Source organism: Mycobacterium sp. NPDC050441, assembly GCF_040655355.1.
In the GTDB taxonomy this organism is placed as follows: Bacteria; Actinomycetota; Actinomycetes; order Mycobacteriales; family Mycobacteriaceae; genus Mycobacterium.
Genome location: NZ_JBFAJS010000002.1, coordinates 334661 through 359650, shown reverse-complemented (window position 1 = coordinate 359650; position 24990 = coordinate 334661). Strand labels below are relative to the sequence as shown.

24 protein-coding genes and 2 pseudogenes are annotated in these 24990 nt (G+C 67.4%); 10 read left to right on the top strand and 16 right to left on the bottom strand.

From position 1 onward, the window contains the following. Positions 1-50: 50 nt before the first annotated feature. The 3 genes from AB0I14_RS06850 to AB0I14_RS06840 are packed head-to-tail and all read right to left on the bottom strand — an operon-like array spanning position 51 to position 3176. A complete protein-coding gene (locus AB0I14_RS06850) occupies positions 51-377 on the bottom strand; it encodes a hypothetical protein (RefSeq protein ID WP_358017823.1) in 327 nt (108 codons plus the stop codon). Between the two features lie 28 nt (positions 378-405). Continuing rightward, positions 406-1842 carry an acyl-CoA reductase gene (locus AB0I14_RS06845; RefSeq protein ID WP_358017820.1) on the bottom strand — a complete coding sequence of 479 codons (1437 nt, stop codon included), beginning with the start codon at positions 1840-1842 and terminating at the stop codon, positions 406-408. Then, positions 1839-3176 (bottom strand): hypothetical protein, encoded by a 1338-nt coding sequence (locus AB0I14_RS06840; RefSeq protein WP_358017817.1) that lies wholly within the window; start codon positions 3174-3176, stop codon positions 1839-1841. Before AB0I14_RS06840 ends, AB0I14_RS06845 begins: the two co-directional genes overlap by 4 nt. Before the next feature lie 74 nt (positions 3177-3250). On the opposite strand from AB0I14_RS06840, the gene AB0I14_RS06835 reads away from it, so the two are divergent. The 5 genes from AB0I14_RS06835 to AB0I14_RS06815 are packed head-to-tail and all read left to right on the top strand — an operon-like array spanning position 3251 to position 7464. Next, on the top strand, positions 3251-3883 hold the full coding sequence (locus tag AB0I14_RS06835; protein ID WP_358017815.1) for a TetR/AcrR family transcriptional regulator: 633 nt from the start codon (positions 3251-3253) through the stop codon (positions 3881-3883). Next, on the top strand, positions 3880-5298 hold the full coding sequence (locus AB0I14_RS06830; protein WP_358017812.1) for an aldehyde dehydrogenase family protein: 1419 nt from the start codon (positions 3880-3882) through the stop codon (positions 5296-5298). The genes AB0I14_RS06835 and AB0I14_RS06830 overlap by 4 nt, the downstream gene beginning before the upstream one ends. Positions 5299-5325: 27 nt before the next feature. Continuing rightward, on the top strand, positions 5326-5721 hold the full coding sequence (locus tag AB0I14_RS06825) for a carboxymuconolactone decarboxylase family protein (RefSeq protein WP_358017809.1): 396 nt from the start codon (positions 5326-5328) through the stop codon (positions 5719-5721). Next, a complete protein-coding gene (locus AB0I14_RS06820) occupies positions 5714-6604 on the top strand; it encodes an NAD(P)-dependent oxidoreductase (RefSeq protein ID WP_358017806.1) in 891 nt (296 codons plus the stop codon). The genes AB0I14_RS06825 and AB0I14_RS06820 overlap by 8 nt, the downstream gene beginning before the upstream one ends. After that, a complete protein-coding gene (locus tag AB0I14_RS06815) occupies positions 6601-7464 on the top strand; it encodes an SDR family NAD(P)-dependent oxidoreductase (protein ID WP_358017803.1) in 864 nt (287 codons plus the stop codon). Before AB0I14_RS06820 ends, AB0I14_RS06815 begins: the two co-directional genes overlap by 4 nt. Here AB0I14_RS06815 and AB0I14_RS06810 read toward each other — a convergent pair. From AB0I14_RS06810 to AB0I14_RS06755, 12 genes are all read right to left on the bottom strand, one after another. Next, positions 7454-9373, bottom strand: a complete 1920-nt coding sequence (locus AB0I14_RS06810; protein WP_358017801.1) for a glycosyltransferase family 39 protein — start codon at positions 9371-9373, stop codon at positions 7454-7456. The two genes, AB0I14_RS06815 and AB0I14_RS06810, sit on opposite strands and share 11 nt — an antisense overlap. 61 nt (positions 9374-9434) lie before the next feature. Continuing rightward, positions 9435-10016 (bottom strand): pyridoxal 5'-phosphate synthase glutaminase subunit PdxT, encoded by a 582-nt coding sequence (pdxT, locus tag AB0I14_RS06805; protein ID WP_358017798.1) that lies wholly within the window; start codon positions 10014-10016, stop codon positions 9435-9437. Then, the gene (tesB, locus tag AB0I14_RS06800) at positions 10013-10861 is read right to left on the bottom strand and encodes an acyl-CoA thioesterase II (protein WP_358017796.1); all 849 of its coding nucleotides are present in this window, start codon (positions 10859-10861) and stop codon (positions 10013-10015) included. Before tesB ends, pdxT begins: the two co-directional genes overlap by 4 nt. Before the next feature lie 9 nt (positions 10862-10870). Continuing rightward, positions 10871-11782: a pyridoxal 5'-phosphate synthase lyase subunit PdxS gene (pdxS, locus tag AB0I14_RS06795; RefSeq protein ID WP_358017793.1), complete on the bottom strand. Its 912-nt coding sequence runs from the start codon at positions 11780-11782 to the stop codon at positions 10871-10873. A 65-nt stretch (positions 11783-11847) separates the two neighbouring features. Continuing rightward, positions 11848-12906, bottom strand: coding sequence for an NUDIX domain-containing protein (locus AB0I14_RS06790; RefSeq protein WP_358017790.1), 1059 nt, complete (start codon positions 12904-12906; stop codon positions 11848-11850). A gap of 2 nt (positions 12907-12908) precedes the next feature. Beyond that, on the bottom strand, positions 12909-14033 hold the full coding sequence (locus AB0I14_RS06785) for a glycosyltransferase family 4 protein (RefSeq protein ID WP_358017787.1): 1125 nt from the start codon (positions 14031-14033) through the stop codon (positions 12909-12911). 4 nt (positions 14034-14037) lie between these two features. Further along, on the bottom strand, positions 14038-14946 hold the full coding sequence (locus tag AB0I14_RS06780) for a phosphatidylinositol mannoside acyltransferase (protein ID WP_358017784.1): 909 nt from the start codon (positions 14944-14946) through the stop codon (positions 14038-14040). Continuing rightward, the gene (pgsA, locus tag AB0I14_RS06775) at positions 14943-15629 is read right to left on the bottom strand and encodes a phosphatidylinositol phosphate synthase (RefSeq protein WP_358017781.1); all 687 of its coding nucleotides are present in this window, start codon (positions 15627-15629) and stop codon (positions 14943-14945) included. The genes AB0I14_RS06780 and pgsA overlap by 4 nt, the downstream gene beginning before the upstream one ends. Next, complete coding sequence (locus AB0I14_RS06770; RefSeq protein WP_358017778.1) at positions 15626-16189, bottom strand: HIT domain-containing protein; 564 nt, start codon at positions 16187-16189, stop codon at positions 15626-15628. Before AB0I14_RS06770 ends, pgsA begins: the two co-directional genes overlap by 4 nt. Beyond that, positions 16186-18240: a threonine--tRNA ligase gene (thrS, locus tag AB0I14_RS06765; protein WP_358017775.1), complete on the bottom strand. Its 2055-nt coding sequence runs from the start codon at positions 18238-18240 to the stop codon at positions 16186-16188. The genes AB0I14_RS06770 and thrS overlap by 4 nt, the downstream gene beginning before the upstream one ends. Positions 18241-18314: 74 nt before the next feature. Then, complete coding sequence (locus tag AB0I14_RS06760) at positions 18315-18746, bottom strand: TIGR02611 family protein (RefSeq protein WP_358017772.1); 432 nt, start codon at positions 18744-18746, stop codon at positions 18315-18317. Further along, positions 18743-19375 carry a PaaI family thioesterase gene (locus AB0I14_RS06755; RefSeq protein WP_358017769.1) on the bottom strand — a complete coding sequence of 211 codons (633 nt, stop codon included), beginning with the start codon at positions 19373-19375 and terminating at the stop codon, positions 18743-18745. The genes AB0I14_RS06760 and AB0I14_RS06755 overlap by 4 nt, the downstream gene beginning before the upstream one ends. Positions 19376-19407: 32 nt before the next feature. Here AB0I14_RS06755 and AB0I14_RS06750 point away from each other — a divergent pair, with 32 nt between their 5' ends. The 5 genes and pseudogenes from AB0I14_RS06750 (at position 19408) to AB0I14_RS06730 (ending at position 24186) form a co-directional block, all read left to right on the top strand. Continuing rightward, positions 19408-19905, top strand: a complete 498-nt coding sequence (locus AB0I14_RS06750) for a DUF1990 domain-containing protein (RefSeq protein ID WP_358017766.1) — start codon at positions 19408-19410, stop codon at positions 19903-19905. Positions 19906-19987: 82 nt separating this feature from the next. Next, positions 19988-22489: a glycogen/starch/alpha-glucan phosphorylase gene (locus tag AB0I14_RS06745; RefSeq protein ID WP_358017763.1), complete on the top strand. Its 2502-nt coding sequence runs from the start codon at positions 19988-19990 to the stop codon at positions 22487-22489. A gap of 59 nt (positions 22490-22548) precedes the next feature. Continuing rightward, positions 22549-22728: pseudogene (locus AB0I14_RS06740) on the top strand (ABC transporter permease subunit); the annotation flags it as partial. Between the two features lie 2 nt (positions 22729-22730). Next, positions 22731-23029, top strand: a pseudogene (locus AB0I14_RS06735) (glycine betaine ABC transporter substrate-binding protein); the annotation flags it as partial. A gap of 89 nt (positions 23030-23118) precedes the next feature. Continuing rightward, positions 23119-24186: a dihydrodipicolinate reductase gene (locus AB0I14_RS06730; protein ID WP_358017760.1), complete on the top strand. Its 1068-nt coding sequence runs from the start codon at positions 23119-23121 to the stop codon at positions 24184-24186. On the opposite strand, the gene AB0I14_RS06725 is transcribed toward AB0I14_RS06730, so the two are convergent. Then, on the bottom strand, positions 24187-24987 hold the full coding sequence (locus AB0I14_RS06725; RefSeq protein ID WP_358017757.1) for an SDR family NAD(P)-dependent oxidoreductase: 801 nt from the start codon (positions 24985-24987) through the stop codon (positions 24187-24189). Between the last annotated feature and the right edge of the window lie 3 nt (positions 24988-24990).

Below are 24990 nucleotides of genomic sequence, written 5' to 3'. Positions count from 1 at the left end.
CTCCGGCCCTCCAGTCTACGTGGCCGGTCCTGCCGCGCTCGATACGACGTCTACAGGGCCTGCAGCAAGACGAACGTCGTGCCCGCGGCGGCGCCGCACAGCACCGGCCAGTACCAGATGTGCCAGTGCCGCCAATGCCCGATCGCCATGCCGATCGGCGCGAGCACAACCGTCGCCAGGGTGAGTACCGCCCATCCGGCCATGGTCCCGGCGTCATCGGCCTGTTCGGGAAACGCCCCACTGAAACCCAACGGAAAGATCGCGGCGAACGCCAGCAACAAGGCAATCAGGCCGACGACGGCCCATGCGGCCCAACTGATCACCGACTCGACGACACCCGGTCGGCGCCGGACAGACGCTGGCGTCGACGCAGACATGCAGGCAGCGTACGCCGATGGGCGGGCATCACCCGGCAGCTATCGGCAGCGTCGCATTGACGTCCGCGGTGAGAATGTCGTCGTCCCCCATCCAGTGCACGAATCGGGCCAGCGGGTACATGGCGTCGTGCGGGCCACCGGCGACATGACCGTTGGCGGTGCCCACCCGGCACACCCGCTGACCACCCGCGCCGGCCAACGCGTCACGCAACTGCACCTTGCGCTCGAATGGATACACACCGATGGTCTGGGTCGCGACGTTGACGTGGCGGACCGCGTCGTCGAGCGACCCCACCATCACCACGTTGGAGATCTTGTTCGACGGATGAAAGTCCACCGGCGCGTCGGACAGCAGCACCATGCCCTGGCCGTCGAAGCGTCCGAACACCTCGAGTTCGTCGCCCATCGCTCCCATCACCTCGATCTCGTCCCGGATGTCAGCGGGCGGCAGCGGCGCCTCGGCCGATCCGAACAGCCGGTCAACGCCGAGCCGCGGCTGCAGCGCGGCGCAGAACCGGCGGGCCTCGGCCCGATCGGTGGTCTCCAGGAACACGAATCGGCTTGCCAGGCAGGCCTCCTGGTTGAAGACACAGGTATCGGCCGCGACCCGCTCGGCCACGTCGGCGAGCACCTCGTCGGAGGCGAACACCTCACGCCCGATCATCGAGATCGAGCTCTTGGGGTCGAACGACACCAGTTGGATGCCGGGCCCGAGGTATTTGATGACGTTGTTGATGGCCGGGCCGCCGCCCCAGGCCACGATCTTGTCGAAGTACTGCGGGCGGTAGATGGTGCGCTCGATCGCCTCGTCGCCGCCGGCCCAGTACACAGCTGACATCGACTGCACCACAGGATGATTCGGATCGATCTCCGCCATGGTCCGTAGCACCGCCACGGTGGTGAAGGGATCCGACGACGGCATCTTGAACAGGCTGACAGCCTTGACCAGAGCACCCTGGGCGATCGAGGCGATGCAGCCTGCCGGGGCGTTGCCTGCCAGCATGTGCACCATGCGGGGCGGGAAGGCCCGAACAGCACCGGTGTTGCCGGCCGCATCCGTCCGGCTCACCCAGCCGTCGAGCGCCGCCGGGTCGGCGAAGTTCGATTCGACCTGCGCCCACAGACTGTCCCGACTCAACAGCGCCGGAGCGCTTCGATAGAGGTTCTCCACCACCCGGCGCGGCAGCGGGTTGGTCTCGGCCACCAGATCCAGGCACCTCTGCAGATGCGGATTGTCGTCGAGCGCCAGACGCTCGCCGGTTTCGACGAGGAAGTCGACGATCTCGGCCAGCGGGACGTTCAGCAGTGGCGGCAGTTCCGTGCGGGGTGTGATCAGGGCGTCGAGATCGATTGCCGGCGTGGTGAAGTCGATGCCGAGGTCACGGGAGCTGTGCGTGACGGCACCGGTATCCGGTGCGTCCACCATCGCTCCTCGGATGATGAACGGGGCCCGCAGCGCGCTCATGCCTCACCCCGCACGTAGGCGTCGATGGTGCCCGAGCAGGTGATCTTGTCCCCACCCAGATCGGCGTAGCGGGTGATGTCGGGACCGACGGTAGGCCCCTGATGGCCGCAGTCACAGATCCCGAAATCGGCGTCGATGCGATCACCGGAGATGACTCCACCCCAGCGACCGTCCAGCGACAGGTCGAAGAACGCGCCCCGCGCCCGCACCGGCCCCGCCGAGGTATCGACGAGATTCTCGCCGGGCTCGTCGAGCGGCAGGAGAAGCACCCATGGCGGCACGTGGTAGCGCCCGGCCCGGCACTTCGGGAACGGGGTGTTCAGTTCCTGCATCGTGTAGAAGTGGTACACCCGCTCGTCGGCGATGTTGAAAGTGTCGAAGATGAACTCCCGGTAGTCCGGCGGCAGTGCGGCGCCTTTGAGACCGCCGGCCACCAGCAGCGCGGTGTCATCGCGGAAGTCGGTGCCGGAGAATCCTTTTGCCCGCACCCCCTGTGCCACCTGGTACAGCGACGCGAACATCCCGGTGAGCAGTAGTTGCCGGTCGCGGCTGGCGATCAGCTCATCGACCGCTGCGGCGGTCGCGGCGTCCATCGCGCTCTGCCGCCCGGCACTGGTGGTCTCGAAGGCGGCAATCTCCGAGGGGCCCGCGCTACCGTCGGCGATGCGGCGGCGTAGGTCGATCATGCCCATGATGGAGTCGACCGAGATGGGGTCGACGGGCAACTGATAGCTGTCGGCCTCGGTGGAGAACGCCTCCACGAGTGCGATCCGGGTGCGTTCGTTGCGTTCGACGTTGGTGCGCGGCCCCAGGCCGAACAGCTTTCGGCTGCCGTCGGCCGGGACGCCGGTGGCCCAGGTCAATCCGGTGACATTCGCCTGTGCGGCAACATCCAGGTCGGATTCCGAGCAGGCGATCATGGCCGGCTTTCCGGTGGTGCCGCTGGAGCAGGTCAGGTAGCACCCGACGGACTCCATCCGGGCGACGAAGTCGTCGAGCCCGGCCACGCCGGCGACGTCGACACCTGCCGGGTCACAGGCGGAGACCGTGCCCACCCATTTGGCCATGCGGTCCCACCGGCCGTCGCTCAGCCAGTTCTGTGCGTAGCTCTTGTAGGCGCCGTGCGCGAAGAGTAGCGGAACGAGGTCCTGGGCCTCGACCACCTTGGTGATCTCGGCGGAACGAGAGCGATTGCGCAGCAACGGGATCTGGTCGACATGCGCGGCGAGGCGCTCGTTGACCGCGTCGATCTGCAGCTGCCGCACGTCGGCGGGTGGTATGTCGTAGCGATCCGGCGCGGTCTGCAGGGCGAGGAGTTGGGCGACGGCGGTCATGGCGGCTCCTGAAGGAATGAGAGAACTCTCGATTAATAGCACCTAAAGCGTTTCATTACTGCTACTGTGGCGCCGTGGACCGAATTCGTCAAGTGGGCCGCCCCACCCGGGAGCAGGCCGCGCAGCGCCACGTCGAGTTGCTGGACTGCGCGCTGGAAGTGTTCCTGGAAAATGGATTCGAGCGCTCCACCATCGACGGCATCGCGGCGGCCGCCGGCATGGCCAAGCGCACCATCTACGGCCTCTATCCCGACAAGGCCGCCCTCTTCGAAGCCTCCGTGCAACGCGCGGTGGACCGGTGGCTGGTCCCGATCGAGACGCTGCGTGCGGCCGAGTCCGACGACCTGGAGGAAACCCTGCTCGCCATCGGCCGGATCCGGTTGGCCGGCATCACCAGTCCCGCCGGTATCGCGTTGCAGCGCATTCTCAACGCGGAGGGCAACCGCTTCCCCCGACTGTTCCGCCTCGTGTACGAACAGGGCACCATGCCGGCGCTGACGTTCATCGCCGAGGTCCTCGCCCGCCACGCCGAGGCCGGAATCATCGAGATCGACGATCCCGCCGTGGTGGGAGGCGCGTTCTTGAGCATGGTCGTCGGCGGACCCGCCACCGGCGCACTTTGGGGCGTGACCTGGGACCCCGATGACCTGGACACCCGCATGCGGACCTGCGTGCGACTGTTCCTCGACGGGGTGCGACCGCGATGACCGAATCATTCATCGACGGCGCATCGGTGCCCTCGGCGCAGCAGTACGACAACATCGATCCCGCGACGGGGCGGTCGATCGGCGCGGTGGCGCGCGGCGGCGCCGACGAGATCGACCGGGCGGTCACCGCGGCGCGGCGGGCATTCGCCGGGTGGCGCAAGACGGCGCCCGCGCAGCGCTCCGAAGCACTCGGCGCGATCGCCGACGTCATCGACGGCCACCGGGAAAGGCTGGCGCTGCTGGAATGTGAGGACACCGGCAAGCCGCTGAGCCAGGCCCGAACCGACATCACCGTGGCCGCACGGTATTTCCGTTTCTATGCCCACGCGATCGACAGCTACTACGGCCAGACCATTCCGCTGACCGAGGACCTGCACGTCTACACCCGGCGAGAACCGTTGGGGGTCACCGGCCACATCATCGCCTGGAACTACCCCATGCAGCTGCTCGCCCGGGCAATCGCACCGGCAATCGCCGCGGGCAACACCGTGGTGCTCAAGCCCGCCGATGAAACACCCCGCACCGCAGTCGAGTTCGCCCGCCTCGCTGTCGAGGTGGGATTGCCCGCCGGGATCGTCAACGTGGTCACCGGGATCGGAGCCGAGGCCGGGGCCGCGCTCGCCGCACACCCCGGGGTGGATGCCATCGGGTTCGTGGGATCTACCCGCGTCGGCTCGGAGATCGCCCACGCCGCCGCAGATCGGGTGGTACCGGTAGTGCTGGAACTGGGTGGGAAATCCCCGCAGATCGTCTTCGCCGACGCCGACCTGCCCCGCGCGGCCGACTTCATCACCAAGGCGATCCTGCAGAATGCCGGCCAAACCTGCTCGGCCGGATCGCGATTGCTCGTCGACGCCGGCGTCCACGATGAACTCCTGGCGCTGGTTCTCGACCGCTTCCGGCAGGTGAGCATCGGCCCCGGGATCGCCGATCGCGATCTGGGTCCGCTGATCTCCCGCAAGCAGCAGCAGCGGGTGACCGATCTGGTGTCGGGCAACGCCACCGGTGAGATCCTCTGCGGCGGCGCACCCCCGCAGGACCAGGAACTCGGCGACGGCGCCTACTTCGCCCCCACCCTGATCCACGCCGTCGATCCCGCCTCGCCGATCGCCCAGCAGGAGATCTTCGGCCCGGTACTGACCGTCAACAGCTTTCACGACGAGCAGGAGGCGGTGGCGCTGGCCAACGGGACCGAGTACGCCTTGCTGGCGGCGCTGTGGACGCGGGACCTGTCCCGGGCGCATCGACTCGCTGCCGACGTGCTCGCCGGGCAGGTGTACGTCAACACCTACGGCGCCGGCGGCGGCGTCGAACTTCCGTTCGGCGGCTTCAAGAAATCCGGCTACGGCCGCGAAAAAGGTTACGAGGCACTCGACGCCGTGACAGCCACCAAGACCGTCGTGGTGGCCCTGTGATCTGCACGAACCACTGAAAGGCACGCCATGGATCAAGAAACGTACGACAAGGGAATCGCGATCCGCACCGCCGTCCTCGGCGAGGAGTATGTCCGCAAGGCGGCCGGGAACGTCGACGCCTTCTCCAAGCCGCTGCAGGACCTGGTCACCGAATACTGTTGGGGCGCGGTGTGGGGTCGCGAGGGGCTGGAACTGAAGACCCGCAGCATGCTGAACCTGGCGATGATCGCGGTGCTCAACCGGCCCAATGAGTTGAGCACCCACATCCGGGGCGCGCTCACCAACGGCGTCACCCGCGAGGAGATCTGCGAGATCTTCCTGCAGGTCGGCATCTACGCCGGTATCCCGGCCGCCGTCGACAGCTTCCGGCTCGCCCGCGCAGTGTTCGCCGACCTCGACGAGAACCCGGCCGACGATGAGTGAACCGATCGGCTTCATCGGCCTGGGCAACATGGGGTTTCCGATGATGGGCAGGTTGCTGACGGCCGGCCACCCGGTGGTGGCCTTCGACGTCCGCAAGGACGTGCTCGCCGAGGCGACCGCGCTGGGTGCCCAACCGGCCGAGTCGGTGCGCGATGTGGCCGACCGGGCCGAGACGGTACTGGCCAGTCTGCCGACCCCGCATGTCTCGGAGTCCGTGGTGGCCGACGTCGCGACCGGGTCCCGGGTCAAGCGCTTCGTCGACCTGTCCACGGTCGGAGGCGGGGCAGCGCAACGCAATCACGCCGTTCTGGCCGCACAGGGCATTGCCGCGCTGGACAGCCCGGTCAGCGGCGGGATGCACGGCGCCCAGGCCGGCACCCTGGCGGTGATGGTGTCCGGTCCGCCCGCCGAATTTGACGCACTGGCCACGGTTTTCGAGGCGCTCGGCCGGGCGATCTTCGTCTCCGAACAGCCCGGCGCCGCACAGACCATGAAGTTGATCAACAACCTGATGGCCGCCACCACCCTGGCGGCGACCGCCGAGGTGATGGTGATGGGCGTCAAGGCCGGACTCAGCGCCGACGTGATGATCGACGTGCTCAATGCCGGATCCGGCGGGACACACGCCAGCCGCGACAAGTTCCCGCGCGCGGTACTCCCCCGCACCTTCGACTACGGATTCGCCACCGGCTTGATGGCCAAGGACGTCGGGCTGTACCTGGATGAGGCTGTCTCCCTGGGTCTGCCGGTCGAGATGGCCGCAACCGTGCAACGGATCTGGGAGCAGACGCTGCACAGCGAAGGTGCAGAATCCGACTTCACCTCCGTCATCAAACCGATGGAGAAGACCGCGGGCGTCATCGTCGAGGGCGAACATCGATGAGCATGCGTGGCAAGACCTGCGTGATCACCGGCGCCACTTCAGGACTGGGCCGTGAGTCCGCCAGTGCCCTGGCTTCGGCCGGGGCACACGTGGTGTTGGCGTCCCGCAACGTCGACGCACTCTCCGAGACCCGTGACCGCATCCTCACCGAGATGCCCGGGGCGCACCTGTCCGGCGTCGTCGTCGATCTCGCCTCACTGACGAGTGTTCGCCAGGCCGCATCGCAGATCGCCGACGTCGCCCCGGTGATCGACGTGCTGATGAACAACGCCGGGGTGATGTTCACCCCGTTCGGCCGCACCCAGGATGGCTTCGAAACACAGTTCGGGACAAACCATCTGGGCCACTTCGCGCTGACAAACCTGCTGCAGCCGCAGTTCGTCGAGGGCGCCCGCATCGTCAATCTGTCCTCCGAGGGCCATCGTCTCGGTGACATCGATCTGGACGATCCCAATTGGGAGCGCCGCGATTACGACAAGTTCGCCGCATACGGCGCGGCCAAGACCGCCAACATCCTGCATGCCGTCGCGCTGGACCAACGGCTTCGCGATCGGGGTATCCGTGCGTTCGCCGTGCATCCGGGGATGGTCGCCACCAACCTGGCCCGGCACATGTCGCGCGAGGATGTGATCGCGGTCAGCGGGCAGGCCCGCTCGCATGCCATCGAAGTCGTCGCCCCGGAGCAGGGTGCGGCCACCCAGGTGTGGGCGGCGGTCAGCACCGACCTCGACGGCCGCGGCGGGCTGTACCTTGCCGACTCCGCGGTGCGCACCGATGCCGAGCCCTATGCCATCGATGCCGACCGGGCCGAAAAGCTCTGGGAGGTTTCGGAATTTCTGTGCGCGACGCCTATTTCTTGAGCGGCGCGCTCAGGTCGTACACCGTGTCCGAGCCCACCTTGGTGGAGGTGAAGTTCGCCTTCACCCAGTCGGAGATGTCGGTGTGCGAATTGTTGCTGAAGAAACCGCCGTGGTCGCTGCCTTTGGACTCGGGCAGGATGTAGTAGGCAATCTGCCGGTCGGCGACGTAGGTCTGGAACTGCGCCAGCGTCGGCACCGGATCGCTTCCGGTGAAACCACCGATCGCCATTACGGCTGTGTCGGTGGACAATTCGAGGCCGGCCGCAGCCCCGGACCGGTTGATGGCCGCCGACCATTTGGTGGTGGCGGCCCGCAGCATCGCATTCACCTCGGGATTGTCGGAATGCCAGCCGTGCCCGTGGTCGTCGTCGGGATCGGCCGGTCCGACGCTCGGGCCGCCTCCGGTGTGCGGCTGCCCCAGGGTGGCCACCATGTAGCTCGTCGTACCGCCCAGTCCACCGATCAGCGCCGCCGCCAGCGCGACGGTCGCGGCAGTACGGTGTCCGCCACGCAGTGCCCACAGCAGGACCGCAGTGGCCGCGACGGCCACCATCAGGATGGCCCACCGCAGGGGTGGAAGCCACGACGCATTGCGGCCCAGGATCCAGAAGCTCCACACTCCCGTGCCCAGAAGCATGGTGATCAAACCGATCTGACCCAGCCGGTCGTCACGCCGACGCCACATCTCCTGGATGCCGATCGCGAACATCGCCGCCACCGCGGGCACCAGAGACAGGCAGTAGTAGGGGTGCACGCTGGTCTTCATGAAGCTCAGCACCAGACCGTCGATCACCAGCCAGGTGCCGAACAGGATGGCCCCGGCCCGCACGATGTCGGTGCGCGGCGCTCGACCGCGCGACACCAGCACCAGCACCACCGCCAGCAGGGCGGCAGGTACCAGCCAGCCGATCTCGAAACCGAACTCGCCGGTGAACAATCGCGCCAGGCCCTGGGTCTGGTTCCCGAATCCACCGAAGCCACCGTGCTGGCCGCCGGCGGCGTGGGCCACTGGATCGACGTCGACGTGCATGCCGTAGTGGTTGTGACCGAGAACCCGGCCGAATCCGTTGTAGCCCAACACGAGATTCATGAAGTTGTTGTCGGTCGACCCGGCGAGGTAGGGCCGCGACGAGGCCGGCCACGCCAGGGTGAGTAACACGAACCAGCCCGACGACACGAAGAAGGCGACCAGTGAGCCCAGCAGGTGCAGCAGCCGGCGGCGAACCGTGACGGGCGCGGCGATCAGGTAGACCAGCCCGATGGCAGGCATGACCATCAGCCCTTCGAGCATCTTGGCCAGGAACGCGAATCCGAGCGCGACACCGGCCAGCGCCATCCAGCGGGCGCCGTACCGGTTTTGCTCCTCGCGTCCGCGGTGGTGCTCCAGTGCCCGCACCGCACAGTAGGCGGCGGCCGTCATCAACAGCACCATCACCGCATCGGGATTGTTGAACCGGAACATCAGCGCCGTCACCGGCATGAGGGCCAGCGCGGCACCGGCCAGCAGCGCGGCGCGGGGGCCGCTGATCCGGCGCACCGCGCCGTAGAGCAGCGCGACGGCGGCGACGGCCATCAACGCTTCCGGGATGAGCATGCTGGCGCTGCTGAACCCGAACAGCTGACCCGAGAGCGCCATCACCCACTGCGATACCGGTGGTTTGTCCACGGTGATGAAGTTGTTCGGATCCAGCGACCCGAACGCCCACGCCTCCCAGTTGGTCGATCCAGCCTGTACTGCGGCGGCGTAGAAGTCGTTGCCCATCCCGTTGACGGTGATGTTCCACAGGTAGGCCGCGGCCGTGGCGATCAGCAGCGCTGCCAACCCCAGGCGCCCACGATCGACTCGCCGGGCACTGGGCGGGGCGTCGAGGGCAGGCTCAGTGGAGGCATCCTCCAACGTCGTCGTCACACGTCCATTAAGTCGGCGCCGGCTATGACTGAGCTATGTGGCCGCCGTGGGTTTGCTGGGGTCAGAGCGAGTCGACGAACAGTTTGTGGATGCGACGGTCGCCGGTCATCTCGGGATGGAAGGACGTCGCCAGCATCGAGCCCTGGCGCACCGCCACGATGTGGTCGGCGGCGCGGGCCAGCACCAACACGTCAGACCCGACCCGCTCGACCCACGGCGCCCGGATGAACACCGCATGCACCGGAGTGTCGAGACCCTCGAAGTCGACGTCTCCCTCGAAGGAATCGACCTGACGGCCAAAAGCGTTGCGCCGCACTGTCATATCGATACCACCGAGAGGAAGCGCCTCCCGCCCCTCGGTGCCGGCGTCCTTGATCTCACTGGCCAGCAGGATCATCCCCGCGCAGGAGCCGTAACAGGGCAGCCCCGCGGCGATCCGCGCCCGCAGCGGTTCGAGAAGGTCGAACTCGCGCAGCAGGTGGCTCATCGCCGTGGACTCGCCCCCGGGGATCACCAGGGCGTCTACCGCGTCGAGTTCGGAAAGCCGCCGCACGGTGCCCGCTTCGGCACCCGCCTCACGCAGCGCAGCCAGATGCTCGCGAGTGTCACCCTGCAGCGCGAGCACCCCGACCCGAGGGCTCACGAGCCGTCCGCCGGCGCGACGTTGCGCTGGTAGCGGGTCAGGCCCTCCTGCATCACCGCGGCCACCATCTCGCCGTAGCGGTTGAAGATCTTGCCCTGGGTCAGCGAACGCCCACCGCATGCCGAGGGTGAGGACTGGTCGTAGAGCAGCCATTCGTCGGCGCGGAACGGCCGCATGAACCACATGGCGTGGTCGAGCGAGGCCACCATCAGTTGTTTACGCACATCGAGATGGTTGACCTGGGCCGAACCCAGCAGGGTCAGATCGCTCATGTAGGCCAGCGCGCAGATGTGCAGCACGTGATCGTCGGGCAGCGGGTCGCGGTGGCGGAACCACACCTGCTGCTGGGAGGCCTTGCCGGGAATCCGCGCCACCAGGTCGCGGGGCACGATCCGCACGTCCCATTCATCGAACTGGGCGAACCCGGCGTCGTCGAACGCTCCCCCGGACCGGAACCCGGGCAGGTCGTCGGGCCCGGGCGCCTCGGGCATCACGTCCTGATGTTCGATGCCCGTCTGGTCGGTCTGGAAGGACGCCGACATCGTGAAGATCGTCTCGCCGTGTTGGATCGCGCTCACCCGGCGGGTGCAGAACGAGCCGCCGTCACGGATGCGCTCGACGATGTACACCGACGGCGCCCGGGCATCGCCCGGACGCAGGAAGTAGCCGTGCAGGGAGTGCACCTGGAACGTCGGCTCCACCGTGCGCACCGCCGAAACGAGCGACTGCCCGGCCACGTGACCGCCGAACGTGCGCTGCAGGAAACCCGACTCCGGGCTGAACACCCCACCGCGATAGATGTTGACCTCGAGCTGCTCCAGGTCGAGGATCTCTTCAATCGCCATATGAGGTGTTTACCAGCCGCGTTCGGCAAGCCGGTGCGGCTGGGCGATCTCCTCGACGTTGATGCCGACCATGGCCTCACCGAGACCGCGCGACACCTTGGCCAACACATCGGGATCGTCGTAGAACGTGGTGGCCTTGACGATCGCGGCGGCCCGCTGGGCCGGATTGCCCGACTTGAAGATACCCGACCCCACGAACACGCCCTCGGCGCCGAGCTGCATCATCATCGCCGCATCCGCCGGGGTGGCGATGCCGCCCGCGGTGAACATCGTCACCGGCAGCTTGCCGGCCCGGGCCACCTCGACCACCAGGTCATACGGCGCCTGCAGCTCCTTGGCCGCGACGTACAGCTCGTCTTCGCTCATCGAGGTGAGCCGACGGATCTCGCCGCCGATCTTGCGCATGTGGGTGGTGGCGTTGGAGACATCACCGGTGCCGGCCTCACCCTTGGAGCGGATCATCGCCGCACCCTCGGTGAGCCGGCGCAGCGCCTCACCCAGGTTGGTGGCACCGCACACGAACGGCACGGTGAACTTCCACTTGTCGATGTGGTTGGCGTAATCGGCCGGGGTCAGCACCTCGGACTCGTCGATGTAATCCACACCCAGGCTCTGCAGGATCTGCGCCTCGACGAAATGCCCGATCCGCGCCTTGGCCATGACGGGGATGGTGACCGCGGAGATGATGCCCTCGATCATGTCGGGATCGCTCATCCGTGACACCCCGCCCTGGGCGCGAATGTCTGCCGGGACCCGCTCCAGGGCCATGACCGCGACGGCACCCGCACCTTCGGCGATCTTCGCCTGTTCGGGGGTGACGACGTCCATGATCACGCCGCCCTTGAGCATCTCAGCCATCCCGCGCTTCACGCGCGCGGTACCGGTCTGGTTGCTCGAACCGTTCTGCGCTGCGATATCCATCGCAATCACCTCCAAATTTCAACTGATTCAGTCTAGTAGAGCCGCCAAAGCCATTAAATCCGCAATCACCGAATGGCTTGCAGCTCCCGATACGCGGTTCCACGCGTATTCGCCAGCGGCGCCGTCGACTGTTCGGCCAGTTCATTGGCCTGAGCCAACAGCTCACCCAGTTGAAGCGGATACACGGCCTCCCCGCCGGCAACCAACTCGGCGATCATTGTCGCATCGCACCAGCGGTGCCCGTGAATGTAGTGCCGTTCCAGCGTCGTGCGCCCCGTGGCCGACGGCTCGAACCGGGTGGTCCGATGGATGAAGAAGAACTCCTCGCTGCGGATCACGGAGGCGTTGAAGTCGATGACGGCCTCGCGCCGCCACACCGGCCCCACCAGCTCGGCCGGCGTCGCCTGCAACCCGGTCTCCTCGGCGAGCTCACGTACCGCCGCGGCCGCCATGTCCTCGTCGGGGCGGACAGCGCCGCCGACGGTGAACCACCACCGCGGCGCCGGATTGTCCGGGTTGTCGATCGCGGGGTCGCTGCCGTGCAGCAGCAACACCGCGCCGGTCTCGTCGAGCAGTACCACACGTGCAGAGGTCCGACGGCTCACCGGGTTCACCTCGGCTTGCGAGTCCGGGCGTTCGACGATCTCGAAATAAGTCGGCAACGCGGCGGTTCCACCGAGCCGAAGCGCCCGCACCATCGGGCGTTCCCGCAACGCGAGCGTGTCGCGGACGGCGTCGTTGTGGAAGCGCCGGGCCAGCAGCACCCGGGCTTCGGCATCGGCGAGTTCGGCGACCAGGGCCACCGGCAGCTCGGCCGGGTCGACCGCGGTCAGTGCGGCCGACAGATCGTTCTCGGCCGCCTCCCGCGCCGCACGCGGGGCCCGCTCGGCGGCGTCCGCCAGCTTCGCGAGACGTTTGCCCTCGGGAGCGCCGGCGTAGGCATCGACCGCGACGGCACGGGCCACGACGGCCCGGCGCGCCAGTACGCCGTCCAGCGCCTGCCACGACAGGTCGTAGCGCACGTGGAGCCGATCGAGCCGGTTGGCGGTCTGATACGCCCATCCTCCGACGAGCAGCAGGATGACCAGCAGGGCCAGTGCCGCGATCACTATCCAGGTCGACATGCTTAGTCGCCCACCTGCACTTTCACCCCGGCGCTTGCCACGGTCTCATATACCCGCATGATCTGGCCGGCCACCACCGACCAGTCGTAGCGCGCCACCCGCTCGGTGGCCGCGTCGATGTACCGCTCGCGCAGTGCATCGTCGCCGAGTACCTCGATCAGCGCGTCGGCCAGGGCGTCGGCATCGCCGACCGGCACCAGGCGGCCGGCCTGGCCCTGATCGAGAACGCGGGCGAAGGCGTCCAATTCGCTGGCCACCACGGGCGTCCCGGCCGCCATCGCCTCGACCAGCACGATGCCGAAGCTCTCCCCGCCGAGGTTGGGTGCGCAGTAGACATCGGCGCTGCGCATCGCCGCGGCCTTGGCGTCGTCGTCGACCTGCCCCAGGAAATGCAGGTGCCCGGCGAGCTCCCCGGCCTCCTCACGCAGCGCGTCCTCATCGCCGCGGCCGACCACCAGGATCTCGATGTCGGCGAACCGCCGCACCAGTTTCGGCAGGGCACCCAGCAGCACCGGCATGCCCTTCCGGGGTTCGTCGAAGCGCCCGAGGAACAGCACGCTGCGGCCGGGCCGCGGATAGCCTTCCAGCCGGGGCGCATTCGCGAACGACGGCACATCGACACCGTTGGGTATCTCGACCGCATCCGAGCCGAGAGCCTCCATCTGCCAGCGCCGGGCCAGGTCCGACACCGCGATGCGGCCGACGATCTTCTCGTGGAACGGACGCAGAATCCCCTGAAACACGCTGAGCGTCAACGATTTTGTGGTCGAGGTGTGGAAGGTCGCCACGATCGGCCCTTCGGCGGCCTGCAGCGCCAGCATGGAGAGGCTGGGCGCGTTGGGCTCGTGCAGGTGCAGTACGTCGAAGTCGCCCTCGGCGATCCACTTCTTGACCTTGCGGTGAGTGGCCGGCCCGAACCGCAGCCGGGCCACCGACCCGTTGTACGGGATCGGGACGGCCTTGCCGCCCGACACCACGTAATCGGGCAGCTTCACATGTGGCGACGACGGAGCCAGGACGCTGACGTAGTGTCCGCCCGCGCGCATCACCTCAGCCAGTTGCAGCACATGGGATTGCACACCGCCCGGCACGTCGAACGAATACGGGCAGACCATCCCGATACGCATGGCCTCAGGTACCTAACCGGGCACGACGCTCGTCGGACAGATCGGCCAGCCACTGCGGCTGCAACATGTGCCAGTCGGCGGGGTGTGCCGCGATGTTCGCCTCGAACCGGTTGGCCAACTTCTGGATCACCACGGACACATCCCCTGACGAGGTGTCGAGCGCGTCGAAAATCTCAACGATGCAATCGTCCCCGTCGTAGTGGACATGCGCCGGATGCAACGGGGCGCCGGTCTCGATGGCCAGTCTGGCCGGCCCGGCGGGCATCCGGGTGGGCTCGCCGAAGAAGTCGACCTCCACGCCGTTGCGGGTGAGGTCCCGGTCGGCCATCAAGCAGACGAACTTGTTGTCCCGCAACCGTTCCGAGAGCACCTCGAACGGCGGACGCTCGCCACCGGACAGCGGGAACACCTCGAATCCGAGGCTCTCCCGATAGTCGATGAAGCGCCGGTACAGCGACTCGGGCTTGAGCCGTTCGGCGACGGTGGCGAAGGTGCCGAACTCCTGGGCCATCCACACCCCGGCCATGTCCCAGTTGCCGCTGTGCGGCAGCGCCAACACTCCACCGCGGCCCGCCGCGTGGTCGGCCCGCAGTTTGTCGGCGCCGATGAACACCTCGTCGAGACGCTTGGCCACGGCGGTCAGATCCATCGAGGGCAGCCGGAACGCCTCCCGCCAGTACCGGGCGTAGGAGGCCAGTGCAGCCCGCATCAGATCGTCCGGGACCTCGGCCGGGGCCACCCCGATCACCCGTGCCAGGTTCTTGCGCAGCTGCTTCGGTCCACCGCCACGGGAGGCATAGAGGGCACCCGCGTCGAACACGTTGCGCGCCACGATCTCCGGCATCGCGCGAACGAGCTGCCAACCTGCCGCATAACCCAGATCGGTCACCTGCCCGGACAGCGGAATGTTCACGAGGCTCCCGGATCCGTTGTGTCGCCGCCCTCGGGCTGTGAGGGCTGCAGTGGTTGCAGCGGGTCCATGGCACCCGCCGACGTGCGCACCGCGTGCAACCGCTGCGCCACGGTGATGACGCTGGCCACGGCCAGCAGCCATGCGGCGGCATGCAGCAGCCACGGCACATGCAGGAACGGCACCCCGGACAGCCCGGCGCCGACCAGCACGATCACCAGTCGCTCCGGGCGCTCGATGATGCCGCCGTCACCGCGCAGACCGCTGGCCTCCGCGCGGGCCTTGATGTAGGAGATCACCTGAGAGGTGACCAGGCAGATGAGCAGCGCCACCGCCAGCGTGGCGCTGTGCAGGCCGAACGCCGCCCACCACAGCAGGCCGGCGAACACCGCGCCGTCGGCTATCCGATCACACGTCGCGTCCAGCACTGCGCCGAACCGGGTGCCGCCGCCGCGCTCGCGGGCCATCGCGCCGTCGAGCATGTCGGCGAGGACGAAGACGAACACGGCGAACGCGCCCCACCACAACTGACCCATCGGGAAGAGGGTCAGCGCGGCGGTGACCGACCCGGCGGTGCCGACGATGGTGACGATGTCGGGGGTCAGGCCCGCGCGCAGCGCCGCCTTGGCCACCGGCCGCGACAGCTTGGCGTAGGCCGCCCGGCTCATCAGGAACAGGTTGCTCACGGCTGGCGGGCCCATTCTCCTGCCAGCAGCTCCCGGGTCTCGCTCAGCAGCTGCGGAATGACCTTGGCGCCACCGATGATCGTGATGAAGTTCGCGTCGCCACCCCAGCGCGGCACCACGTGCATGTGCAGGTGCTCGGCCAGCGATCCCCCGGCCGAGATGCCCAGATTCAGGCCGACGTTGAATCCGTGGGGGCGCGAGACGGCCTTCATGACGCGAATGGCCTTCTGCGTGAACGCCATCAGCTCCGCGCTCTCGGCCTCCGTGAGGTCCTCCAGTTCCGACACCCGCCGGTACGGCACCACCATGAGATGACCCGGGTTGTACGGGTAGAGGTTGAGCACGGCGTACACCAGTTCGCCGCGGGCCACCATCAGCCCGTCCTCGTCGGACATGTCGGGGATGTCGGTGAACGGCTGCGACGAACCGGCCGAGCCGACCTTGTTGTCGCCCTTGACCGCATCGACGATGTAGCTCATCCGGTGCGGTGTCCACAGCCGCTGCAGGTGGTCCGGCTCGCCCACCCCGTGATCGACGATCGACCGCTTGTCGTCGGTCACTGGCTGGTGCCTACTTTGACCAGATCGGCCGTCGGCACCGCGTTGTTGCGGTCGGCGATCCACTTCACGATCGCCTCCACGGCCTCATCGACGGGCACACCGTTGATCTGGGTGCGGTCACCGAACCGGAAGCTGACCGCACCGGCTTCGAGGTCTTTGCCCCCGGCCAGCAGCATGAACGGCACCTTCTGGTTGGTGTGGTTGACGATCTTCTTCGCCATCCGGTCATCGCTGCCGTCGACCTCGACCCGCACGCCGCGCGATTTCAGTTGGGCCGCAACGTCATACAGGTAGTCCAGGTGGGCATCGGCGACCGGGATGCCGACCACCTGCACCGGCGCCAGCCAGGCCGGGAACGCACCCGCGTAGTGCTCGGTGAGCACCCCGAAGAAGCGTTCGATCGAGCCGAACAGGGCGCGGTGGATCAGCACCGGGCGCTGCCGGCTGCCGTCGGCCGCGGTGTACTCCAGCTCGAAACGGTCGGGCATGTTGAAGTCCAGCTGGATCGTCGACATCTGCCAATTGCGACCCAGCGCGTCCTTGACCTGAACCGAGATCTTGGGGCCGTAGAACGCCGCGCCGCCCGGATCGGGCACCAGGTCCAGACCCGAGGCCTCGGCCACCGACCGCAGGGTCTCGGTGGCCTCGTCCCACATCTCGTCGGAGCCCACGTACTTGTCGGGATCCTTGGTGGACAGCTCCAGGTAATACTCGTCCAGGCCGTAGTCCGACAGCAGGTCGAGCACGAACTGCAACAGCGAGGTCAGCTCGTCGCGCATCTGCTCACGCGTGGTGTAGATGTGCGCATCGTCCTGGGTCATGCCGCGCACCCGGGTCAGCCCGTGCACCACGCCGGACTTCTCGTAGCGGTACACCGACCCGAATTCGAAGAGCCGCAACGGAAGTTCGCGGTACGAGCGGCCGCGCGCCCGGTAGATCAGGTGGTGCATCGGGCAGTTCATCGGCTTGAGGTAGTAGTCCTGCCCGGGCTTGCGCACCGTGCCGTCGTCGTTGTACTCCGCGTCGATGTGCATCGGCGGGTACATGCCGTCGGCATACCACTCCAGGTGGCCCGACGTGATGTAGAGGTGTTCCTTGGTGATGTGCGGGGTGTTGACGAACTCGTAGCCGGCCTCGGAGTGCTTGCGCCGCGAGTAGTCCTCCAGCTCCTTACGGATCACACCGCCCTTGGGGTGGAACACCGGCAGACCGGAGCCGAGCTCGTCGGGGAAGCTGAACAGGTCCAACTCGACGCCCAGCTTGCGGTGATCGCGACGCTGCGCCTCCTCGATGAGCTCGAGGTGGCGGTCGAGGGCCTCCTGCGACTCCCAGGCGGTGCCGTAGACGCGCTGCAGGCTGGCGTTGTTCTGGTTGCCGCGCCAGTACGCGGCGCTGCTGCGGGTCAGCTTGAACGCCGGGATGTACTTGGTGGTCGGGATGTGCGGGCCACGGCACAGGTCACCCCAGACCCGTTCCTTGGTGCGGGCGTTGAGGTTGTCGTAGGCGGTCAGCTCGTCGCCGCCGACCTCCATCACGTCGGGATCGCCCGACTTGTCGTCGACCAGCTCGAGCTTGAAGGGCTCGTCGGCCAGTTCCTCGCGAGCCTGGTCCTTGGATTCGTACACGCGCCGGGAGAACAGCTGACCGTCCTTGACGATCTTCTGCATCCGCTTCTCGAGCTTTTCCAGGTCCTCGGGCGTGAACGGCTCTGCGACGTCGAAGTCGTAATAGAAACCGTCGATGATCGGCGGGCCGATTCCCAGCTTGGCCTGCGGGAACAGGTCCTGCACCGCCTGGGCCAGCACGTGGGCGCACGAGTGCCGGATCACGCTGCGGCCGTCGTCGGTGTTGGCGGCCACCGGCGTCACCTCGACATCGGTGTCCGGGGTCCAGGAAAGATCACGCAGGCGCCCATCGCCGTCACGCACCACCACGATCGCGTCCGGGGTCCCACGGCTGGGCAGATCCGCCTCGCGCACCGCCGCGCCGGCGGTAGTCCCGGCCGCGACCCGGATCGGTGCGGCGGGGGCTGGGCTGGGGGCGGCGCTCATCGGGGAGTCTCCTACCATGCAAGGGCTAGTGCGAACGCTGACATGTTATCTGTGTGGGCCATCGGGGTTGCTGATCAGGACCCCAGCCCGATAGGGCTCTTGAGCCATTCCTGCTCCAGCCCGACCAGGCCCGCGGTCAAGCCGATCACGCCGAACAGCCACAGCGTGCCCACCACGACCAGTCCGGTGAACGCCGCGCTGATCCCCTTGACCGCGACGTGCTGACGATCGAACCAGGCCATCACGGCGTCATAGCGGGCCCGGACATAGCGCAGCGCCCGCTTGGCGAAGTCGAATTCGCTGGCCAGGATCGCCAAGCCGAGAAACACGATGGCCCAACCGGGACCCGGGTACGGGATCGCCACGATGCCGACCGCGAGCACGAGTGTGCCGACGACACCGACGACGATCCGGTAGACGAATTCGGCGGCCGGGCGTGACCGCAACCGCTCCCGCCAGCCCGTCCAGCGCTGCTTCACCGCGGCGAGATTGGCGGCCAGACTCATGGCTGCCCCGGCTTGAGCCGTACGAACAACGCCTCGGCCTCGGCGAGCACGTCGTCGCCGTCGAGCAGCCTTCCCACGACGAAGATCTTGCGGCCCTCGATGCGGTCGATGCCGGCCTGCACCTGCAGATCTTTCTCGATCGGGGCGATCTTGCGGTAGTTGACGTGCAGATACGCGGTGCGCTGATACATGCTGCCGGTCAGTTTGGCGGCGGTGTAGCCCAGCAATGAATCGAACAGCAGCGCCAGCGACCCGCCGTGCACCGCGCCGTTGCGGCCGAGGTGAAAGCGCCGGAAGCGGGCGGTCCCGGCGATCCGGTTGTCGGCGGTACGTTCCAGATTCACCGGCACGTTGTTGACGTTGCCGCGGTTGGGCAGGTCCATCCGCCGGCCGGACGGTGAATTCCATTCGTCGGCCTCATAGGGCGCCAGCAGTGCCGACACCTTTTCGATCAGATCGGCGGCCTCGGTGATCACCTCGTCGGGGGCGTCGGCGCCGCGAGCGTGGTCCTGCAGGGTGCGCACCGCCTCGATGAACCGGCCGTAATCGGGGCCGCCGCGATCGGTTGGGTCGGGCGGGTTGAACCCTCCGCCGGGGTGCGTGCTGGCGGTGTCGATTTCTGGGGCCACACCGCCACCGTAAAGGTGCCATGGTGGTGGACGTGAAACTGCACGACCTGGCGCAGCTGTCATTGACCTATCCGGAGGTGGGCGCCACGGCCGGCGACCTGCCCGCGGGCTATCGCCACATCCGGGCATCGGCGGAGATCGGCACCGGCCGCGATCGCTTCGAGCGGGCCGGCGCGGACGTGTTGCGGTGGGGTATGCAACGCGGCGCGGGCCTGCGGGTGCGGGCCACCGCCGAGGCCGCCGCGGTGGGTACCGAACTGGTGGTCCGGATCGGACCCATACCGGCGCCGTGCCGGGTGGTCTATGTGCTCGACGAAGCCGACCGGCGGGGTTTCGCCTACGGCACCCTGGACGGCCATCCCGAATCGGGTGAGGAGCTGTTCTCGGTCCGGTACGACCCGGCGACGGACACCGTGCACGCCGAGGTGGTCGCGTTCTCCCGGCCCGCCACCTGGTGGAGCCGGTTGGGTGGGCCGGTGACGCTGCTGCTCCAGCGGGTGGTGACGCGCCGCTATCTCACCGGCATCTAGGCCGCCCGGGGTCTGTCGGGGCTTCATTTGCCGGACGCCCGAAGCGGGGCCGGTGTGCACCTGGCAATGCCAGATTGCAGCAATGACCGATGTCGCGTTGAGCTCGTCCACTGATGAACACAGCCGCACGGGGTTGTCGGCCGACGCGTTGCGCCGCGCCATCGCCGACCACCTGAGGTATTCGATCGGCCGGCCGGCCACGGTGCTGACCCCCGAGCACTACTACCGGGCACTGTCGCTGGCCGTGCGCGACCGCATGCAACAGCGGTGGATCGCCAGCACGCAGACTTTTCTCGATCTGTCCCGCAAGGTGACCTGCTACCTGTCGGCCGAGTTCCTGATGGGCCCGCAGCTGGGCAACAATCTGCTGAACCTGCAGATCGAGTCCGCCGCACGCGAAGCGCTGGCAGCGCTCGGTCAGGACCTCGACGAGGTCCTGACGTGCGAGCAGGAACCCGGGCTGGGCAACGGTGGCCTGGGCCGCCTGGCCGCCTGCTACCTCGACTCCCTGGCCACCCTGGAACGGCCCGCGATCGGCTACGGCATCCGCTACGAGTTCGGGATCTTCGACCAGGAGATCCGCGACGGCTGGCAGGTCGAAAAGACCGACAACTGGCTGGTCAACGGAAACCCCTGGGAGATCGCCAAGCCGGACGTGAACTACCGGGTGGACTGGGGCGGGCACACCGAGGCCTACCAGGATGCGGCGGGCAGTTACCGGGTGCGCTGGGTGCCGCAACGCACGATCAAGGGCATCTCCTATGACACCCCGATCCAGGGTTACGGCGTGAACACCTGCAACACGTTGACACTGTGGAGCGCGCGGGCTGTCGAATCGTTCGCCCTCGACGCGTTCAACACCGGGGACTACTACCGCGCGGTAGAGGACGAGGTCACCTCCGAAACGGTGACCAAGGTGCTCTACCCCAACGACGAACCCGAGGCCGGAAAGCGACTGCGGCTGCTGCAGCAGTACTTCTTCGTGTCCTGCTCGCTGCAGGACATCCTGCACATCCTGGAGGATGTCGCAGCCCTGCCCGTCACCGCCCTGGCCGAGCAGTTCGCGTTGCAGCTCAACGACACTCACCCCTCGATCGGTGTGGCGGAGTTGATGCGCCTGCTCGTCGACGAGCGCCGGCTCGGCTGGGACGAGGCCTGGGCGATCACGGTCGCGGCCTTCGGCTACACCAACCACACCCTGTTGCCGGAGGCGCTGGAGACCTGGCCGCTGGCGTTGTTCGCCGAGTCTCTCCCCCGGCATCTGGAGATCATCTACGAGATCAACCGCCGCTTCCTCGACGAGGTCCGGGCAGCCTTCCCCGACGACGAGGACCGGGTGCGGCGCATGTCGCTGATCGGCGAGGAGGGCGGCAAGTCGGTACGGATGGCGCACCTGGCCACCGTGGGTAGCCATGCGGTGAACGGTGTCGCCGCGCTGCACTCCGAGTTACTCAAATCCAGTGTGCTCAAAGACTTTTACGAGTTGTGGCCGCAGCGTTTCTCGAACAAGACCAACGGCGTGACCCCACGCCGGTTCGTGGCCCTGTCCAATCCGGGACTGCGGGGCCTGCTCGACGAGACCGTGGGTGAGGGCTGGCTGACCGATCTCAACCGGTTGCGTGATCTGGAGCCGTTCGCCGACAACGCGGTGTTCCGGGGGCGCTGGCGGGCGGTCAAGCGCGCCAACAAGGTGCGGCTGGCCGGTTTCGTGCGCGCCACCACCGGCGTGGAACTGAATCCCGACTGGTTGTTCGATGTTCAGGTCAAGCGCATCCACGAGTACAAACGCCAGCACCTCAACGTGCTGCACATCATCGCGCTGTACCACCGGCTCAAGTGCGACCCCGGCCTGACCGTGCCGCCGCGTGCGTTCATCTTCGGCGGCAAGGCCGCACCCGGATATTTCATGGCCAAGCGAATCATCAAGCTGATCAACGCTGTCGGCGAGACCATCAACGCCGATCCCGACGTCAACCGGTTCCTCAAGGTGGCGTTCGTCCCCGACTTCAACGTGCAGAACGCCGAGTTCATCTATCCGGCCGCGGATCTTTCCGAACAGGTTTCGACTGCGGGCAAGGAGGCCTCCGGCACCGGGAACATGAAGTTCATGCTCAACGGCGCGTTGACCATCGGCACGCTCGACGGCGCCAACGTCGAGATGCGCGACGAGGTGGGTGCCGAGAACTTCTTCCTGTTCGGCCTGACCGAGTCCGAGGTCGAGGCGGTCAAAACCGGCGGCTACCGGCCGGCCGACTACATCGCGGCCGACGACGAGCTGTCAACTGTCCTCGACCTGATCTCGTCGGGCCGGTTCTCCCGCGGCGACACCGAGGTGTTCCGGCCGATCGTCGATACCCTGCGCTACACCGACCCGTTCCTGGTGCTCGCCGACTATGCGTCGTATGCGCAATGCCAGCAACGGGTTTCGACGGCATGGCAGGACCCCGAGGGTTGGACGCGGATGTCGATTCTGAACACTGCCCGCAGCGGCAAGTTCTCTTCGGACCGCGCGATCACCGAGTACTGCGACGACATCTGGGGTGTGGGCCCGGTCAGCGTGGAGGTCCCGCCAACCGCGCCGTAATGCGCCGGCGACCGTCCGGCGTTCGCTAGGCTCGTAGCTCACCCCTTGACGGGGTGTTGCCGTCGGTCATCATGCTGGTGTTCTTCGGCTTCCTGCCGATCCTGCGCAACGTACTGGTCGGGTTGGCCGGCGTGGACCGCACCCTCATCGAGTCCGCCCGCGGAATGGGCATGGGTCGACTTGCCACGCTGGTCCGCCTCGAACTGCCGCTGGCGTGGCCGGTGATCATGACCGGGGTGCCGCAACTGCCAACGGTGACTGCAACTTCGGGGAGGTGTTCACCACGGACGGCCGCATCCCCACCCTGAACCTGCGGGTGCTCTCCGACGACAAGCAGTTCTTCCCGCTGTACAACCTCACCGAGGTCATCGCTAGCGACCTGCTCGACGCCCATCCCGAGCTCGCCGAGATCTTCGCCCAGCTCAACCCGCGGCTCACCACGAAACCATGATGACGCTCAACGCGAAGGTCGACAGCGACGGCGACGACCCGGCCATCGTGGCTCGGGAATGGCTGATTCAGCAAGGGCTGCTTACGTAACCCGATTTCGCCGACCGCCGTACAACAGGACACAACTTGGCTAGCCTGGCGAACTATCTCAGTGCGGCGACATCGAAGGCAGAAAACCTATGACATATCGGGTTATTCAGTGGGGTACCGGCGCGGTGGGGGTCGAGACACTGGCGGCGACGCTGGACGACCGGCCGGATCTCGACCTGGTCGGGGTACGGGTGTACTCGGAATCTAAGGACGGCGTCGACGTCGGCGACCTGCTGGGCCGGCCGCCGATCGGCATCCGCGCCACCACCGATGTCGAGGCCATCCTCGGACTGGAGGCCGACTGCGTCGTCTACACGCCACGGATCACGGATCTGGATGACGTGTGCGCGCTGCTGGCCGGCGGCAAGAACGTGGTAACGACAGCATTCCTGTTCCACCCGCAGCGGATGCCGGAGGCCGAGCGGAACCGGCTGCTGGCCGCCTGCACGGCGGGCGGCACCACCGTGCACGGCAGCGGGCTGAACCCCGGCAATCTGTCCGGCGCCCTACCCTTGGTGCTGTCGGGCATGAGCCGCCGGATCGACAAGATCACCCTGCAGGAGCGCGCCGACTGGTCGGACTACGACAGTACGCACATCACCTTCGACAACATGTCGTTCGGCCGGCCGGTGGACGAGATCCGGGTCGACGCCAGCGATTTCCTGGCGTTCAACAACGAACTGTTCACCGAGCAGGTGTGGCTTCTGGCCGACGCGCTCGGCGCCGACATCGATGAGGTGACCTCGTCGGTGCAGGCCGTTGCCGCCCGCCACGACCACCAGATCTTCGACCACCTGCTGGCCGCCGGCACCACGGCCGGGCAACGGTGGAACTGGGTCGGGGTGCGCGACGGCGAGCCGCTCATCGAGATCGAGACCTTGTGGACCGTCGGCAACGAATACCCCGATAACTGGCCGCGGCCCAAGCACGGCTGGACGCTGACCATCGAAGGTGACCCGTCCATGCAGACCCACTTCGTCAGTCTGGCCAGCTTCACCCGCGAGGCCACGATGGCCGAGCATGTGCGGGCGGCCAACGTCGCCACGGCGATGCAGGTTCTCAACGCAGTGCCCGAGGTGTGTGACGCCGAGCCCGGGTTCGCCACGCTCGCGACACTGCCATTGATCCGCAGCCACACCGGGTTTCGGCGGCGGTGACTACCTGACGATGGCCGAACTGGGTTCCCGCGGGGCGCCCAGCATGCCCCGGTGCGACGGCGGTACCCGGCCGCCTTCGTCGGTGATGCCGTAGCGGGCCGCGAGCTCCGCGCCGATCACCGTGTGCCCGGACAGCTGCGTCAGATCGGGATCCCGGTACAGCGCGTTGATGAGATGGCCGGTGAACTCCGGAGTCTCGGCGTGCTCGGCGGTCTTGGCCAGCGCGTCCGGGTGACCGGCGAACGCGGCCTTGAACTTCTCGGTGAGCAGGATGCCCATCCAGATCGACACCGTCGATACCCCGGTACCGGCGAAGTCGACCGCCATGTCTGCGGCCAGTTTGTCCACTCCGGCCTTCTGTGCACCATAGGCCGGACCGTGCATGTAGCAGACCGATCCGGGCGAGGAGGTGAACGCGATCAGGCCACGGCCGGCGGCCAACAGCAGCGGCGCGGCATGCCAGGACGCCACGTAGGCCGAGCGCAATCCCACATCCAGCACATCTGCCAACTCGATCGGCTTCTCCCAGAAGGGTTTCGGGTTGACCAGGTCATCGTGGACCGCGGCGGCGTTGTTGACCAGAAGGTCCAGCCGGCCTTCCTGCTCGGCGATCCGCTCGAACAGAGCGCCCACCGCGGCGTCGTCAGAGTGGTCGAGCTGGACGGCGATGCCGCCCTCCCCCGGATCGGTCACCGTCCGTCCGGTGACATACACCCGCCAACCCGAGGCGAGCAGGGCCGCGGCGATCCCGCGGCCCGCGCCGCGACTCGCCCCGGTGACGACAGCGATCGGGGTGTCCACGAG